We start from the raw sequence: 15,611 nt of genomic DNA on the forward strand, positions 1-15,611 counted from the left end.
CGTTGAAGCGGTGAACGCCAATAGGCGCTAATAGGCCACGTTGAAGATGACTCCGGCGAGCAGCCCCCCGACCAGCGGGCCGGCCACCGGCACCCATGCGTAACCCCAGTCGGACGTGCCCTTGTTGGGTATCGGCAGCAGTGCGTGGGCGATGCGCGGCCCGAGGTCCCGGGCCGGGTTGATGGCGTAGCCCGTCGGTCCGCCGAGCGACATGCCGATGCCGACGACGAGCAGCGACACCAGCAGGATGGAGATGCCGGACCCGTAGATGCCCGCCTCCGCGCCGGGGACCTGCCCGATGCCGATGCCGTCGTTCTTGCCGAACGCGAGGATGGGCAGCACCAGCGCGACCGTCGCGACGACCTCGGTGGTGAGGTTGGCGGCCGGATTGCGGATCTCGGGCCCCGTCGAGAAGATCCCGAGCGTGGGCTGAGCGGTCTTCGCGTCGGCGTTCGCCCGGAACTGCGCGTAGTAGACCAGCCACGCCAGGACGGCTCCCAGCACCGCGCCGACCATCTGCGCGAGCACGTACAGCGGTACCTTGCCCCACTCGCCCGTGTCGACGGCGACCCCGACCGTCACGGCCGGGTTGAGGTGCCCGCCGGACAGCGGGGCGGCGGTGTACGCCCCGGCGAGGACGCCGAAGCCCCAGCCGAAGGCGATGACGACCCAGCCGGCCGCCTTCGCCTTCGAGAAGTTGAGGGTGACGGCGGCGCAGACGCCCGCCCCGAAGAGGATGAGGATCGCGGTGCCGATGACCTCACCGGCGAATATGTCTCCATTGCTCACGGCGGCTCCTGGGCTCCATGGCTTCACGGCGTGCCGAACGGGCATGGGGTGCTGTGACGGGCGGACCGGCGATGTCGACGAAGAGGCAGTTTTCTCCCGCCGTGATGGGGCGTCAAGGTCGCGGACACCACCGGTCGCGGACGGGCGCCCTGGACACGCCGGTACGCCGCGTAAAGCCCCCGGACCGCGTGCCTCCCAGGCTCAGCGCACGGCCACGACCGCCGAACCATGGCCGAAGAGCCCCTGGTTGGCGGTGATCCCGACCCGTGCGCCCGGCACCTGTCGGGCCCCGGCCGCCCCGCGCAACTGCCAGGTCAGCTCGCAGACCTGGGCGATGGCCTGGGCCGGCACCGCCTCGCCGAACGAGGCCAGCCCGCCGCTGGTGTTCACCGGGATGCGGCCGCCGAGCGCCGTGGCGCCCTCCCGTACGAGTTTGGCGCCCTCACCCCGGCCGCAGAGCCCGATGTCCTCGTACCACTCCAGTTCGAGCGCGGTGGACAGGTCGTAGACCTCCGCCAGGGACAGGTCCTCGGGCCCGATGCCCGCCTCCTCGCACGCGGCCGCGGCGATCGACTCCCGGAACGGGACGGCGGGCGCGGCACCGGCCGCAGCCGAGTCGGTGGCGATGTCCGGCAGGTCGAGCACGGTACGCGGGTAGGTGGGGGTCACGGTCGACACCGCCCGGATACGGACCGGGTCCGTGGCCCCGTGCACGCGCGCGTACGCCATCGAGGACAGCACCAGGGCCGCGCCGCCGTCCGAGGTCGCGCAGATGTCGAGCAGCCTCAGCGGATCGGCGACCACCGCCGAGGCGGCCACCTCGTCGGCGGTCACCGGCTTGCGGTAGCGGGCGTACGGATTGAGCGCGCCCGCCGCCGCGTTCTTCACCTTCACCAGGGCGAAGTCCTCCGGAGTGTCCCCGTGCACGGCCATCCGGCGCCGGGCGTACAGGGCGAAGTACGCCGGGTTGGTGGCGCCCAGCACCCGGAACCGCAGCCAGTCCGGGTCGTCCGGGCGATCCCCGCCGGCGGGTGCGAAGAACCCCTTGGGCGCCGCGTCCGCGCCCACCACCAGGACCACGTCCGCCAGCCCGGCAAGGATCTGCGCCCGAGCGGTGGCGATGGCCTGCGCGCCCGAGGCACAGGCGGCGTACACGCTGGTCACCCGCGCACCCTGCCAGCCGAGCGCCCGCGCGAACGTCGCCCCCGCCACGTACCCCGGATAGCCGCCGCGCACCGTGTCGGCGCCGACGACCGACCCCACGTCCCGCCAGTCGACCCCCGCGTCGGCGAGCGCGGCACGGGCCGCGACCGTCCCGTACCGGACGAAGCCGCGGCCCCACTTCCCCCACGGGTGCATGCCCGCGCCCAGGACGGCGACGTCGCCGCTCATGACGCCACCACCGCCACCGGGCGCCAGTGCCAGGTGGTCCACACCGTCCCGGCGTCCTCGTGGAGGACCCCGGGGACCAGCTCCACCTTCATGCCGACGGCCAGGTCCGTGACCGCCACCCCGGGGGCCGCCTGCCCGAGCACCACCATGGCCTCGGCCGCCAGTTCGACGGCGACCAGGGTGTACGGCTGCCACGCGGCTTCCGGGTCCGAGACGTACGGCGCGGGCGGCCGGTAGCGCCCGTCGGTGTACGACCAGACGCGTCCACGCCGGGAGAGCGGCACCTCCAGCAGCTCGCCGCCGCCCGGACAGGCCGGGTTGCGGCAGAAGGCGTCCTCGCGCGGGAAGAAGACCGCCGTACAGGCCGAGCAGCGCGTGCCCAGCAGCCGGAAGTCCTCCCCGGCACCGCCCTCCGTGAACCACCCGGCCACCACGGGTGTGCGCGTACGCGTCAAGGCCCCTCCCCACCGGTCCGAACAGATCTGACGAAACGTCAGAAGTGTGCCACGGGGCGCCCGTCTCCGCGAGACGCCGGAGTCAGTGGCCCGCCACCGACCGCCTGGAGACCGGGAAGTCGAAGTACGTCTCGGGGAAGAGTTCCGGCTTGTACGTGAAGTGCCACCACTCCTCGGGAAGGTTGACGAAGCCCTCCGCGGCCAGGGTGCCCTTCAGTAGTTGCCGGTTCGCGCGCTGCTGCCCCTGGATGCGTGGGTCGTCCGTGTGGGACAGCGTGTCGAAGCAGTCGAAGCCCGTCCCCATGTCCACGGAGTTGTCGGGGAACCGCTCCTCCTGCGGGGCGTAACAAGGGACCAGTTGCTCACCCGGCACATAGGGGCGGGTGGGCGCCGCCGGCAGCTTCACGATCGTCAGGTCGACCGTGGAGCCCCTGCTGTGTCCGGACTTCTCGGCGATGTAACCGTCCGCGAACAGACGCGACTTGGCCACAAGCGGATAGAACTCCGCTTTCATCTCCTCGTCCTGGAGGTCCTTCGCCCACCGCACGAAGTGGTCCACGGCCCGCTGCGGCCGGTAACAGTCGTACACCTTCAGCGAATAGCCCTGCCGCAGCAGCTTCACCTGGGCCCGGTGCAGCGCCCGCGCGGCCGGCCGGGTCAGGATGCAGACGGGCTGGCGGTAGCCGTCCACCCGCTCGCCCACGAAGTTGTGCTCGGTCGTGTAACGCATCTCCTGGACGATCGTCGGGTCGACGGAGCGCAGCGCCACGAACTCCTTGGGCGCCTTCGGCTCGGGCGTGGCCTGCGCGGCGGGCGGCACGGCCGCCCCGAAGAGGAGCGCCGTGGCGGTCGCCACCAGGGCACGGCGCAGGCGGGAAGCGGAAGCGATACCTGTCATGCGCACCGTCTTACCGGGCCCGGCCCGGTCGGTACAGTCCACTTCGTGAAGTCCCACTGCACGAGCTGCGGCGCCGCCCACCCGGCCGAATCCGGCTGGCCCCGCGCCTGCCCGGCCTGCGGAGCCGTCGCCTACCGCAACCCGCTGCCGGTCGCCGTCGCGCTGCAACCCGCGACCGATGCGTACGGCACCGGACTGGTCGTCATCACCCGCGCCATCGAACCGCACCGCGGCGGCATCGCCCTGCCCGGCGGGTTCATCGACCACGCCGAGGACTGGCGGGACGCGGTGGTACGGGAGCTGAGGGAGGAGACCGGCATCGAGGCCTCCGCCCGCGACGTGGCCCTGGCCGACGCGATGAGCTCGCCCGCCGGCCACCTGCTGCTCTTCGGCCTCCTGCCCGAACGCCCGGCCGCCGCCCTCCCGCCCTCCACCGCCACCGACGAAACAGCCGGCCACCACCTGCTGCACGCCCCCGCCGAGCTGGCCTTCCCCCTCCACACGGCGGCGGTCACCAACTGGTTCGCGGGCCGCTACGGCGCCTGACGGCCGGGTTCGCGGGCGGCTACGGCGCCTGCCCCCGACCGCCGGAACCCCGCCCGCTACAGCCCCCACCGCCCGCACCCCGACCGCTACAGACCCCGTACCCGCACCCTCCCCCCAACCTCCACCGCGCCGTCCCGCGTGACCCGCTCCACCACCACGCGCCCGTCCACCACCCGGGACGTGTACCGCTCGATCTCCGCCTCCGCCCAGCCGTCCCCGACGTCCCGCACCACCAGGCCGCCCCCGGTGCGCCCCACGGGCGGGGCCCACACCTCCAGCTCGTCCGCACCGTCCGCGCCCCGCACCGGGATCACCGCACCCGCCCGGGCGAGTACCGGAATCCGCGACAGGGGCGCGTCCACCAGCACCTGCCCGGGCCCCTCGTACGCCGCGCCCGTCGCCGTGTCGTACCAGCAGCCGCGCGGCAGCCGCACCGCCCGCCGGTCCGTCCCGCGCGCGAGCACCGGCGCCACCAGCAACGCGTCCCCGAGCAGGAACGCGTCCTCGCAGTCCCGCAGCGCCCGGTCCTCGGGGGAGCCCCACCAGACGGGCCGCACATAGGGCGCCCCCGTAAGCCGTGCCAATTGCGCCAGCGTGACGAAGTAGGGCCGCAGCCGCTCCCGTTCGGTCAGCGCCGCACGGGCGTACTCCAGCACCTCGGAGCCGAACTCCCACGGCTCGCGCCGCCCCGCGTCGATCGCCGCGTGCGTACGGAACAGCGGCAGCCAGGCACCGAACTGGAACCACCGCAGGAACAGCTCCGGTGACGGGCTGCCGTCGAACCCGCCCACATCGGGGCCCGAGTACGGCACGCCGCACAACCCGAGCCCCAGTACCAGTGACAGCGACGCGCGCAGCCCCGGCCAGCCCGTCGACACGTCGCCCGACCAGGTCCCGCCGTACCGCTGCATCCCCGCCCAGCCGGACCGCGAGAACAGGAACGGACGCTCCTGGGGGCGCAGCCGCCGCAGCCCCTCGTACCCGGCCCGCGCCATCTGAAGCCCGTACACGTTGTGGGCCTCCCGGTGGTCCCCGCCCCGGCCTTCCAGCGCGTGCCGGGCCGAACGCGGCAGCGTCATGTCACCGAACGGGGTGAACGACACCGGCTCGTTCATGTCGTGCCACACCCCGGAGAACCCCTGCGCGAGCCGCTCCTCGTACAGCCCGCCCCACCACTCCCGCGCCGCTGGATCCGTGAAGTCGGGGTACACACACTCGCCGGGCCACACCACGCCCCGCACCTCCCCGCCCCTCGGGTCCCGTACGAACGCCCCTGAGGACCCGACTGAGGCCCCGACCCGCAAGCCGCTCTCATAGACCGGGTTCCCGCGCTCCGCCCTCACCCCCGGGTCGACGATCGACACCAGCCGCACCCCCTCCTCGCGCAGCTCCCGCGCGAGCCGGGGCAGGTCCGGGAACCGCTCCTTGTCCACCGTGAAGACCTGGTGCCGCTCGTAGTGGTCGATGTCCAGGTGCAGCACCGACAGCGGCAGATCCCGCTCCCGGTAGCCGGCCACCACCCGCCGTACCTCTTCCTCGCTGCCGAACCCCCACCGCGCGTGCTGTGGCCCCAGCGCCCACGACGGCGGCAGCGCGGGCGGGCCCGTGAGCGCCGTCCAGCCGTGCAGCACGCGCGCGGGGGTGCCGACGACCACCCAGCACCGCAACGGCCCGCCGCTCATCCGCACCTCGATCGCGCCCGGCCGGTCGTGCCCGGAACCCGCGCCTTCCTCGCCCTCCCGCAGCGTCACCTGCCCGTCCCAGGAGTTGTCGTGGAAGGCCAGATGCGTGCCCGCGTCGGACACCACGAGCTGCACCGGCATGGTGATGTAGAGCGGGTCGTCGCCGGGGCCGAAGCTGCCGCGCGGGTCGGTGTTCCACAGCCGGTACGTCCCGCCGCGCAGCCGGGGCCCCGACGCCCGCCCGCCGAGCCCGAAGAACCGCGCGTCGGCCGGCACCTCCGTGCGCTGCACCCACCGCGCGGGGCCCCCGGAGACCGGCTCCCACCACCGGGGCGGCAGGTCCCGCCGCAGCACCACCCCACCCGGCGTACGCACCTCCACGGCACCGTTGCGCGACACCGCGACCGTCACCCGCTCCGACACCACCCGCCAGCCCCCGCCCTTGTCGGGCTCCAGCTCCGCCCGTGGATCGGGCTCCGGCACCCGGCCCGCCAGCGCGTACGACGGCAGCGGCTCCGCCCCGTCCCACCCCCAGAACACCGTGCCGCCGACGGAGACGCACACCCGCACCGCCGACCGGGCGAACCGGACGATCCCCCCGCCCGGCAGCGACTCCACGCCCTCGACCGGTCCCGGCACCCGCGCCCGCTCGGCCCCCCGCGGCCGCAGCGCCCAGGCGTCCGTACGCCGCTGCCGCCACGCCGACCGCATCGCCCGCAGCCCCCGTACCGTGGCGAAGATCCTCACCGAACGCACTAGATCACGACCGTCCATGCCGCTCACCCTGCCACCCGCCCCAGGGCGCGCAGGGCCCGTTCAACTGTCGTTCACCCGTGGTGAGAGCACATATTCATCCCGCCGACCATGGGCGGCGAACCCTGGTGCGAACAACGATCACATGGCATCGTCCTGCTCAGCCGTGTCACGCGCACACCCCCGCACGTGCGCGCGACCCACGCAGACCCGCGTACCGGGACATACAGCCAGGGAGCAGCCCCATGACCACAGAGCACGCCCAGCCCGAGCCGCTCTGGCAGCCCGACCAGGACCGCGTCGACTCGGCCGCGGTCACCCGGTTCCAGGCCTGGGCGGCCGAGCGGCACGGCGCACCCGCCGACGGCGGCTACCCCGCACTGCACCGCTGGTCGGTCGACCACCTCGACACCTTCTGGCAGGCGGTCGCCGAGTGGTTCGACATCCGGTTCTCCACGCCCTACGAGCGCGTCCTGGGCGACCGCTCCATGCCCGGCGCCCAGTGGTTCCCCGGCGCCACCCTCAACTACGCCGAGCACGCGCTGCGTGCCGCCGCCGACCGCCCCGACGCGCCCGCCCTGCTCCACGTGGACGAGGTGCAGGAGGTGACGCCCATCAGTTGGGCCGAGCTGCGCCGCCAGGTGGGCTCCCTCGCCGCCGAGCTGCGCGCCCTCGGCGTACGCCCCGGGGACCGTGTCAGCGGCTACCTGCCCAACATCCCGCAGGCCGTCACCGCCCTGCTCGCCACCGCCGCCGTCGGCGCCGTGTGGACCTCCTGCGCCCCCGACTTCGGCGCCCGCAGCGTCCTCGACCGCTTCCAGCAGGTCGAGCCCGTGGTGCTGTTCACCGTCGACGGCTACCGCTACGGCGGCAAGGAACACGACCGCCGCGACACCGTCGCCGAACTGCGCCGCGAACTGCCCACCCTCCGGGCCGTCGTCCACATCCCGCTCCTCGGTACGGAGGCCCCCGAAGGCGCCCTCGAATGGTCCGCCCTCACAGAGGGGGACATGGAGCCCGTCTTCGAGCGGGTTCCCTTCGACCACCCCCTGTGGGTGCTGTACTCCTCCGGCACGACCGGCCTGCCCAAGGCGATCGTCCAGTCCCAGGGCGGCATCCTCCTCGAACACTTCAAGCAGCTCGGCCTCCACTGCGACCTCGGTCCCGAGGACCGCTTCTTCTGGTACACCTCCACCGGCTGGATGATGTGGAACTTCCTCGTCTCCGGCCTGCTCACCGGCACCACCGTGGTCGTGTACGACGGCAGCCCCGGCTACCCGGACACCGGCGCCCAGTGGCGCGTCGCCGAACTCACCGGAGCCACCCTGTACGGCACCTCCGCCGCGTACGTCATGGCGTGCCGCAAGGCCGGCGTCCACCCTTCACGCGACTACGACCTGTCCCGCGTCACGTGCGTCGCCACCACCGGCTCCCCGCTCCCGCCGGACGGCTTCCGCTGGCTCCACGACGAGGTGCGGGACGACCTGTGGATCGCCTCCGTCAGCGGCGGCACCGACGTGTGCAGTTGCTTCGCCGGCGCCGTGCCCACCCTCCCCGTACACATCGGCGAACTCCAGGCGGCCTGCCTCGGCACCGACCTCCAGGCGTGGGACCCGCAGGGCAAGCCCGTCATCGGCGAGGTGGGGGAGCTGGTCGTCACCAACCCCATGCCCTCCATGCCGATCCGCTTCTGGAACGACCCCGACGGCAGCCGCTACCACGACAGCTACTTCGACATGTACCCGGGCGTGTGGCGCCACGGCGACTGGATCACCATCACCGACCGCGGTTCGGTGGTCATCCACGGCCGTTCCGACTCCACCCTGAACCGTCAGGGCGTCCGCATGGGCAGCGCCGACATCTACGAGGCCGTCGAACGCCTCCCGGAGATCCGCGAATCCCTCGTCATCGGCCTGGAGGAGCCCGACGGCGGCTACTGGATGCCGCTCTTCGTCCACCTCGCCGAAGGCGCCTCCCTGGACGACGACCTGATCGACCGCATCAAGCGGACCATCCGGGAGCAGTTGTCCCCGCGCCACGTCCCGGACGAGATCATCGAGGTCCCCGGCGTCCCGCACACCCTCACCGGCAAGCGCATCGAGGTGCCGGTCAAACGGCTCCTCCAGGGCACCGACCTGTCCAAGGCCGTCAACCCCGGCTCCGTCGACAACCTCGACCTGCTCCGCTTCTACGAGGACCTCGCCCGCGAGCGCGCCCACGGCACCCGATGAGCTCCTTCTGGACCGGCGAGCGGGTACGGCTGCGCGGCATCGAACCCGAGGACTGGGAGGCGTTCATGGAGTTCGACGCCCATACCGGGCACCAGCGTTCCGTCGACGCCCTCCACCCGCCGCGCTCGGCCGAGGGCTACCACGCGTGGGCGGCCGAACAGGCCGTCGCCACGCCCACCGGCGACACCTTCCGGCTGGCCATCGAGGCCCTGGACACCGGCGAACTCGTGGGAGCCCTGTCGACCGCCGACGCCGACCCGCGCACCGGCCGCTTCCACTACGGCATCGGCATCGGCGCCGATCACCAACGGCGCGGCTACGCCGCCGACGCCGTGGTGGTGCTGCTGCGCTTCATGTTCGGCGAGCGGCGTTACCACAAGTGCGAGGCGGGCATCTACGCGTTCAACGACGCCTCGCTCGCCCTGCACCGCAAGCTCGGCTTCGCCGAGGAAGGCAGGCTGCGCGACCACGAGTTCTTCGCCGGCCGTCACCACGACCTGGTGCTCATGGGAATGACCGCGCCCGAGTTCGCCGAACGCCACCCCTTCGAAACCCTCTGAACCCTCGGGCTCAACCGCCGTACATGGCCTCGGACTCGCCCAGCACGGCGGCGAAGTCCGAGGCCAGGCGCGCCGCGTCGGCCGGCTCCAGCTCCGCCGTCGTGACCCGTACGCCCGTCGGCGCCGCGATCCGGAACCGCGCCCCGGCCGCGACCCACCAGCCGCACGACCGCAGCCCGTTGACCACCGCCGACTCGTCACGCACCGGCACCCACACGTTCAGCCCGCTCGCCCCGTGCGCCGCGATGCCGTGCCGCGCCAGCTCCCCGATCAGGGCCTCGCGCCGCTCGGTGTACGCCTCCTCCGCCCGGCCCACCAGCCGCCTCACCGCCGAGTCCGCCATCAGCCGCGCCGCCGTCTCCTGCAATACGTGACTGATCCACCCCGACGTCAGCAGCAGCCGCCCGTCGTGCCGGGCCAGCGTCGTCTCGTCGCACGCCAGCGCCGCCCACCGCAGATCGATGCCCAAGTGCTTCGACACGGTGCGCACATGCGCCCACCGGGGCAGGCCCGCCGCCGCGAGCGAGTACGACGGCGCCCCCGACATGTCCGCGTTGTGGTCGTCCTCGATGACCAGCACCTCGGGGAAGCCGCGCACCACGTCCACCAGCGCGTCCCGCCGATCCCGCGAGAAGCAGCCACCCGTCGGGTTCTGCCCGCGCGGGCTGCACACCATCGCCCGGACCCCCGCCCGCAACGCCGTCCGCAGCGCCTCGGGTACCATCCCCCGGTCGTCCACCGCCACCGGAACCATCCGCAGCCCCAACGCCGGCACCAGGTCAAGCAGATGGTGGAACCCGGGGTCCTCCACCGCCACCGAGTCACCCGGCTTCAGCTCAGTCGACAGCAGCCGTCCCACACAGTCCAGCGCGCCGTGCGCGAACGTCACCCGCTCCGCCGGCACCCCGTCCCGCGCGAACCACTCCCGGGCCAGCCCCTCCAGTGACGCGAGCCGTGGCGACGCCCGGTGCGAACCCGGCACCGGCAGCACCGGCGACGGCGGCCTCAGCTCCGGCAGGAACGCCGGATCGGGGTGACCGCCCGCCAGGTCACGCACACCCTCCGGCACCCTCGGCGGCCGCCGCGAACCGACCGCCGGCGTCTGCGCCACCACGGTCCCGCCACGCCCCCTGGTCACCACGATCCCGCGCTGACGCAGCTCCTTGTACGCCGTCGCGACGGTGCCCGGACTGACCCCCAGCTCGTCCGCGAGCCGCCGCACCGGAGGCAGCGCGGCCCCCGGCACCAGACCCCCGTCCGCCACCGCCCGCTCCACGGAAGCCGCGATTCCCCTGGCCGTCGACCCACTGATCGAATATTGTGCTGCCACGTACAGAACTATGTATCAATACATAATTCGCGTCAAGGGGGAACCGGTGGACCGGCACAAGAACAGGGCCGCATTCAGGAAGCGCATACAGCGCATACCTGGAGGACGCGACGGCCACCGCATGCTGCTCGTCTCCTTCATCGACAAGATCGGCACCGGACTCTGGGCCACCGCCCTCCCGCTCTACTTCACCCAGGTCACCGCCATGTCCGTGGCCCACGTCGGACTCCTCATCGGCGTGTCCGGCGGCATCGGCATCGCCGGCGCCCCACTCGCCGGCCGCCTCGCCGACCGCTTCCCCGTCACCCGCGTCCTCGTCTGCGCCCAACTCCTCCGCGCCGCCGCCCTCCTGGCCCTCCTCACCACCCACGACTTCGCGCTGCTCCTGCTCTACTCCGCCATCGGCGCCCTCCCCGACCGCGCCTCCAACGTCCTCACCAAGCTCTACGCCGCCCGCGTCGCCGGCCCCCAACGAGTCCGCTACCAGGCCTTCAACCGCACCGTCTCCAACCTCGGCTGGGCCGTCGGCGGCCTCGGCGCGGCCGCGGCCCTCGCCGTCGCCACCACCACCGCGTACCAGGCCCTCCTCATCGCCAACGCACTCTCCTACGCCGTCATCGCCGCCCTCACCCTCCGCTGCGCCGAACCCCCGTCGCCCTCCCGCATCACCGCCGACTCCACCACCCGCACCACCCCCACGGCACCCACCCGCCCCTCCAGCCCCTGGCGCGACCGCACCTTCCTCCTCTTCACCGCCACCGAAGCAGCCCTCTTCCTCGACGACGCGATCCTCCAGGTCGGCATGCCCCTGTGGATCCTCCACGCCACCGAAGCCCCCATCGGCCTCGCCCCACTGCTCCTGGTCCTCAACTCCGTACTCGTCGTCCTCTTCCAGGTCCCACTCGCCCGCTTCGGCGCCACCCCCGCCGCGGCCCGCGCCCTGCTCATCCCCCTCGCCTGCCTCTTCACCGCCGGCTGCCTGGCCATGGCCGCCTCCGCGGCCGGCGGCCGCTGGACCGCAGTCGCCGCCCTGACCGTGGCCGCCGTCACCCTCACCTTCGCCGAGATGATCCACGCCACCGCCTCGTGGGAACTCTCCGTCGCCCTCGCCCCCACCGACGCCCAGGGCGCCTACCTCGGAGCCCATGGACTCGCCGCCTCCACCCAGCGCAGCGCCGGCCCGCTCCTGGTCACCGCCGTCATCACCGCCGGCCCCCTCGCCTGGCCCATCCTCGGCGCCGGCTTCGCCGCCACCTGCCTCGCCCAGCACCGCCTGGTCCGCCGCCGCCTCCCGAACCCCCCGTTGTCAGTGCCCCCGATTACTGTGAGTGAGCATCAATGAACAAGGGGGACTCATGGCAACCACCACGACCACCACGACCATGCGACGCGCACTCCGCCGCGAAGTACCCAGCACCGTCGGCCTCCTCGCCGACGAACAGGACTTCACCGCCATGCGCCGCCGCTACCGCACCTTCACCTTCGACGACCACGACACCTACCTCCGTCAGGTCGAACGGCTCCTGAAAACCCTCGCCACCCAAGGCGGACACACCACCGTCGCCCTCTTCGACCCCGAGGACTACGCCGAGTACTGCACGCGGACCGGCCTCGACCCCGACACCCCCAGCAGCCGCAGCCGCTTCACCGCCGAGATCCCCGCCACCGGCGCCTGCGTCCCCTACACGGGACAGCCCATCGACCGACTCGTCCCCCTCCTCATCCACCAAGCGGTCCGGCAGGCCACCTGGCAGTACGCCACCATGCTCCTCACCGACCTGGGGGAGTGCGCCGACTGCGGCCAGGACATCGGCCGCGCCGCCTTCGACCAGGCCTCCCACCTGGTGACCCGCCTCCTCGAAGAAGCCGGCCCCGGCACCCACCACCTCGTATGCAGCGTGCCCGCCGACGAACAACTCCTCGCCGTCCTCCACGCCGAACGGCCCCCCGCCGGCCCCGCCCTGCTCGACACCACCGAAGGCGCCGAATTCGTCACCGTCCTCGCCGCCGGAATCGCCCTCGAAAGCCCCGGCGGCCTCGTCCTCCGCACCACCACCCCCGCCGCACCCGACCGCGTCCACGGCTGGCGCCTCGACCACGGCCGGCTCGTCCCCCTCACCGCCGCCGAGGTCTTCAACGCCTACTGCACCGACGCCGACACCGGAGAACCCCTCGCACCCGAACCCGACGTCGACTACCGCGCCGGCTTCGACATCACCCCCGACGACCCCCCGCCCACCCACCACTGACCGCCCAAAGCGGGAGGGGCTTCCCCGCCCACAGGCGGGAAAGCCCCTCCGACAACGCCTCACCCAGGGAACTACTCCCCGGACAGAACCGCCTGCGCGGCCAGCCGCGCCTCCTCGGCGGAGTCCACCGCCCGAGCGGCAGCCGCCGCCCGCTCACACTGCGCCAGCGTGTACTTGGCCAGCGTCGCGCGTACGTAAGGAATCGACGCCGCACCCATCGACAGGGAGGTGACACCCAGACCCGTCAGCACACAGGCGAGCAGCGGATCCGACGCGGCCTCGCCGCACACACCGCAGCTCTTGCCCTCGGCCCTGGCCGCCTCAGCCGCGAGCGCCACCAGGTCCAGCAGCGCCGGCTGCCACGGGTCCTGCAACCGCGACACCGCACCCACCTGCCGGTCGGCCGCGAAGGTGTACTGCGCCAGGTCGTTCGTACCCAGCGACAGGAACTCCACCTCCTGGAGGATCGACCGCGCCCGCAGCGCGGCCGACGGGATCTCGACCATCGCACCGAACTTGGCCCGGAGCCCCGCCTGACGGCACGCGTCCGCGAACGCCTTCGCGTCCGTACGGTCCGCCACCATCGGCGCCATGACCTCCAGGTACACCGGCAGCCCTTCGGCCGCCTTCGACAGCGCCGACAACTGCGTCCGCAGCACCTCAGGGTGGTCCAGCAGCGTCCGCAGACCCCGCACACCCAGCGCCGGGTTCGGCTCGTCGGCCGGCGTCAGGAAGTCCAGCGGCTTGTCCGCACCCGCGTCCAGCACCCGCACGACCACCCGGCCCTCGGGGAACGCCTCCAGCACCTTCCGGTACGCCTCGACCTGCTTGGCCTCCGACGGCGCCTGCTTGCTGTCGTCCAGGAACAGGAACTCGGTACGGAACAGACCGACACCCTCGGCCCCCGCCTCCACGGCCGCCGGCACATCGGCCGGCCCGCCCACGTTCGCCAGCAACGGCACCTTGTGCCCGTCCGACGTCGCCCCCGGCCCCGTCGCCGCCGACAGAGCCGCCTTGCGCGCCGCCGCGGCCTGCTCCAGCTCGGCCCGCTTCTGCTCGCTCGGCTCCACGAAGATCTCACCCGTGCTGCCGTCCACCGCGATCACGGTGCCCTCGGCCAGCTCACCGGCGCCCGGCAACGCCACCACGGCCGGCACGCCCAGCGCCCGCGCCAGGATCGCGCTGTGGCTGGTCGGCCCGCCCTCCTCGGTCACGAAACCGAGCACCAGCGTCGGGTCCAGCAGCGCCGTGTCCGCCGGAGCCAGATCCCGCGCGATCAGTACGTAGGGCTCGTCGCTGTCCGGAACACCCGGCATCGGCACACCCAGCAGCCGCGCCACGATCCGGTTGCGCACATCGTCCAGGTCCGCGACCCGCCCCGCCAGGTACTCCCCGGCCCCGGCCAGCAGCGCCCGGTAGGCGGCGAACGCGTCGTACACGGCCCGCTCGGCCGTGCTCCCCACAGCGATACGACGGTCGACGTCGGCCATCAGCTCCGGGTCCTGGGCCATCATGGCCTGCGCCTCGAGCACGTGCTGTGCCTCGCCACCGGCCAGGTTGCCCCGCGCGATCAGATCGGCCGCGACCGCCTCGACGGCCTGGCGGGCACGCCCCTGTTCGCGCTCCGCCTCCTCGGCCGGGATCTGCTTGGCCGGCGGCTCGAGGACTGCCGTGCCCATGTGGCGCACCTCGCCGATCGCCACACCGTGGCTCACGCCGACGCCCCGCAGCGTTGTCTCCATTACACCTGTCTCCGATTGAGTGGCGGCCCGAGCCGCCACGTTGAATGTCCCGACCCGCTGCCGTCAATACGACGGCACTGACGTCACCGCCAGGAGAAGAGGGAGTCGCCCGCCTTAACGTCGCCGTCCTCGACGAGGTCGGCCAGAGACTCGGCGGTGGCCTCCAGGGCCACGATCGGGCAGATCGCGGACTTGCCGGCCGCCTCTACGTCCGCGGGGTTCCACCGCACGACGCCCTGCCCGCGCTGCACGGTGTCTCCCTTGTTCACGAGCAGCTCGAAGCCCTCGCCATTGAGCTGGACGGTGTCGATACCCAGATGTGTCAGCACCCCGTGCCCCTCGCTGTCGACGACCACGAAGGCGTGCGGGTGCAGGGAAACGACGATGCCGTCGACCGGAGAAACGGCCTCGGAGGCCTTGCGCACGGGATCGATGGCGGTGCCGGGGCCGACCATCGCCCCGGAGAAGACGGGGTCGGGTACGGCGGCGAGTCCAATGGCGCGGCCCTCGAGCGGCGACGTCACGGTGGTCATGGGGAGCCTCCCAGGGGTGGAGATTCTGTGTCGCCGCCACTGCCTGTCCTGGGCGGCGTACTGATCAGAAGCGTATGTCATAAGAAGTCCGGGTTCCGCACGAGAGGTCCGGGTTGGCGGACCTAGGGACCACGGGAAACGATTTGCCTCAACTACCAACGGGCGGTAGGGTCGTACCCCTGCCTGACCCCGACGCGACTCTGAGCCGTAGGTCGTCGGCAGCGACTCAAGCCGAGATCCTAACTGGTCTACACCTCTGGTCTACACCTCTGTGTCCATGGGTGTGTGGTCAGAGGGCCGGAAAAAGGCTGATAGAGTCGGCACCGCCGGAAAGCGAAACGCGAAAGCGAAGAACAGCCCGGCAGCCCGCTCCAGCGGGTGGCAGAAACGGAAAACGGATCTGCTAAGCTGGAAACACGAAATACCGAAGGGAAGCGCCCGGAGGAAAGCC

The 15,611-nt window shown here is 72.5% G+C and carries 14 protein-coding genes; 5 read left to right on the plus strand and 9 right to left on the minus strand.

All coding sequences use genetic code 11. The features are described from left to right. Positions 1–27: 27 nt before the first annotated feature. The 4 genes from AB0J57_RS26685 to AB0J57_RS26700 form a co-directional block, all read right to left on the minus strand. Positions 28–789, minus strand: coding sequence for an MIP/aquaporin family protein (locus AB0J57_RS26685; RefSeq protein ID WP_366130809.1), 762 nt, complete (start codon positions 787–789; stop codon positions 28–30). 201 nt (positions 790–990) lie between these two features. Continuing rightward, positions 991–2,181 (minus strand): lipid-transfer protein, encoded by a 1,191-nt coding sequence (locus tag AB0J57_RS26690; protein ID WP_366130810.1) that lies wholly within the window; start codon positions 2,179–2,181, stop codon positions 991–993. After that, entirely contained in the window at positions 2,178–2,636 is a 459-nt protein-coding gene (locus AB0J57_RS26695) for a zinc ribbon domain-containing protein (RefSeq protein ID WP_366130811.1), read from the minus strand. Before AB0J57_RS26695 ends, AB0J57_RS26690 begins: the two co-directional genes overlap by 4 nt. 82 nt (positions 2,637–2,718) lie before the next feature. After that, on the minus strand, positions 2,719–3,534 hold the full coding sequence (locus AB0J57_RS26700) for a M15 family metallopeptidase (protein WP_366130812.1): 816 nt from the start codon (positions 3,532–3,534) through the stop codon (positions 2,719–2,721). A gap of 45 nt (positions 3,535–3,579) precedes the next feature. Here AB0J57_RS26700 and AB0J57_RS26705 point away from each other — a divergent pair, with 45 nt between their 5' ends. Beyond that, positions 3,580–4,080 carry an NUDIX domain-containing protein gene (locus AB0J57_RS26705; protein ID WP_366130813.1) on the plus strand — a complete coding sequence of 167 codons (501 nt, stop codon included), beginning with the start codon at positions 3,580–3,582 and terminating at the stop codon, positions 4,078–4,080. Between the two features lie 86 nt (positions 4,081–4,166). Here the strand turns inward: AB0J57_RS26705 and AB0J57_RS26710 are convergent, their stop codons facing one another. Continuing rightward, a complete protein-coding gene (locus AB0J57_RS26710; protein ID WP_366130814.1) occupies positions 4,167–6,536 on the minus strand; it encodes a glycoside hydrolase family 31 protein in 2,370 nt (789 codons plus the stop codon). Positions 6,537–6,760: 224 nt separating this feature from the next. On the opposite strand from AB0J57_RS26710, the gene AB0J57_RS26715 reads away from it, so the two are divergent. Beyond that, a complete protein-coding gene (locus AB0J57_RS26715; RefSeq protein ID WP_366130815.1) occupies positions 6,761–8,746 on the plus strand; it encodes an acetoacetate--CoA ligase in 1,986 nt (661 codons plus the stop codon). Next, entirely contained in the window at positions 8,743–9,306 is a 564-nt protein-coding gene (locus AB0J57_RS26720; RefSeq protein WP_366130816.1) for a GNAT family protein, read from the plus strand. The genes AB0J57_RS26715 and AB0J57_RS26720 overlap by 4 nt, the downstream gene beginning before the upstream one ends. A 10-nt stretch (positions 9,307–9,316) precedes the next feature. Here AB0J57_RS26720 and AB0J57_RS26725 read toward each other — a convergent pair whose 3' ends face one another. Continuing rightward, positions 9,317–10,636, minus strand: a complete 1,320-nt coding sequence (locus AB0J57_RS26725) for an aminotransferase class I/II-fold pyridoxal phosphate-dependent enzyme (protein ID WP_366130817.1) — start codon at positions 10,634–10,636, stop codon at positions 9,317–9,319. A gap of 121 nt (positions 10,637–10,757) precedes the next feature. Between AB0J57_RS26725 and AB0J57_RS26730 the strand changes: the two genes are divergently transcribed. Next, on the plus strand, positions 10,758–11,978 hold the full coding sequence (locus AB0J57_RS26730) for an MFS transporter (RefSeq protein ID WP_366130818.1): 1,221 nt from the start codon (positions 10,758–10,760) through the stop codon (positions 11,976–11,978). Positions 11,979–11,991: 13 nt separating this feature from the next. Then, on the plus strand, positions 11,992–12,885 hold the full coding sequence (locus AB0J57_RS26735; RefSeq protein ID WP_366130819.1) for a hypothetical protein: 894 nt from the start codon (positions 11,992–11,994) through the stop codon (positions 12,883–12,885). Positions 12,886–12,956: 71 nt separating this feature from the next. On the opposite strand, the gene ptsP is transcribed toward AB0J57_RS26735, so the two are convergent. From ptsP to AB0J57_RS26750, 3 genes are all read right to left on the minus strand, one after another. Further along, the gene (ptsP, locus tag AB0J57_RS26740; RefSeq protein WP_366130820.1) at positions 12,957–14,627 is read right to left on the minus strand and encodes a phosphoenolpyruvate--protein phosphotransferase; all 1,671 of its coding nucleotides are present in this window, start codon (positions 14,625–14,627) and stop codon (positions 12,957–12,959) included. Between the two features lie 83 nt (positions 14,628–14,710). Next, positions 14,711–15,160, minus strand: coding sequence for a PTS glucose transporter subunit IIA (locus AB0J57_RS26745; RefSeq protein ID WP_366130821.1), 450 nt, complete (start codon positions 15,158–15,160; stop codon positions 14,711–14,713). A gap of 261 nt (positions 15,161–15,421) precedes the next feature. After that, on the minus strand, positions 15,422–15,611 hold a 190-nt coding region (locus tag AB0J57_RS26750; protein ID WP_366130822.1), incomplete at its 5' end, for a hypothetical protein.

It is taken from the genome of Streptomyces sp. NPDC049837 (assembly GCF_040674455.1).
In the GTDB taxonomy this organism is placed as follows: domain Bacteria; phylum Actinomycetota; class Actinomycetes; order Streptomycetales; family Streptomycetaceae; genus Streptomyces.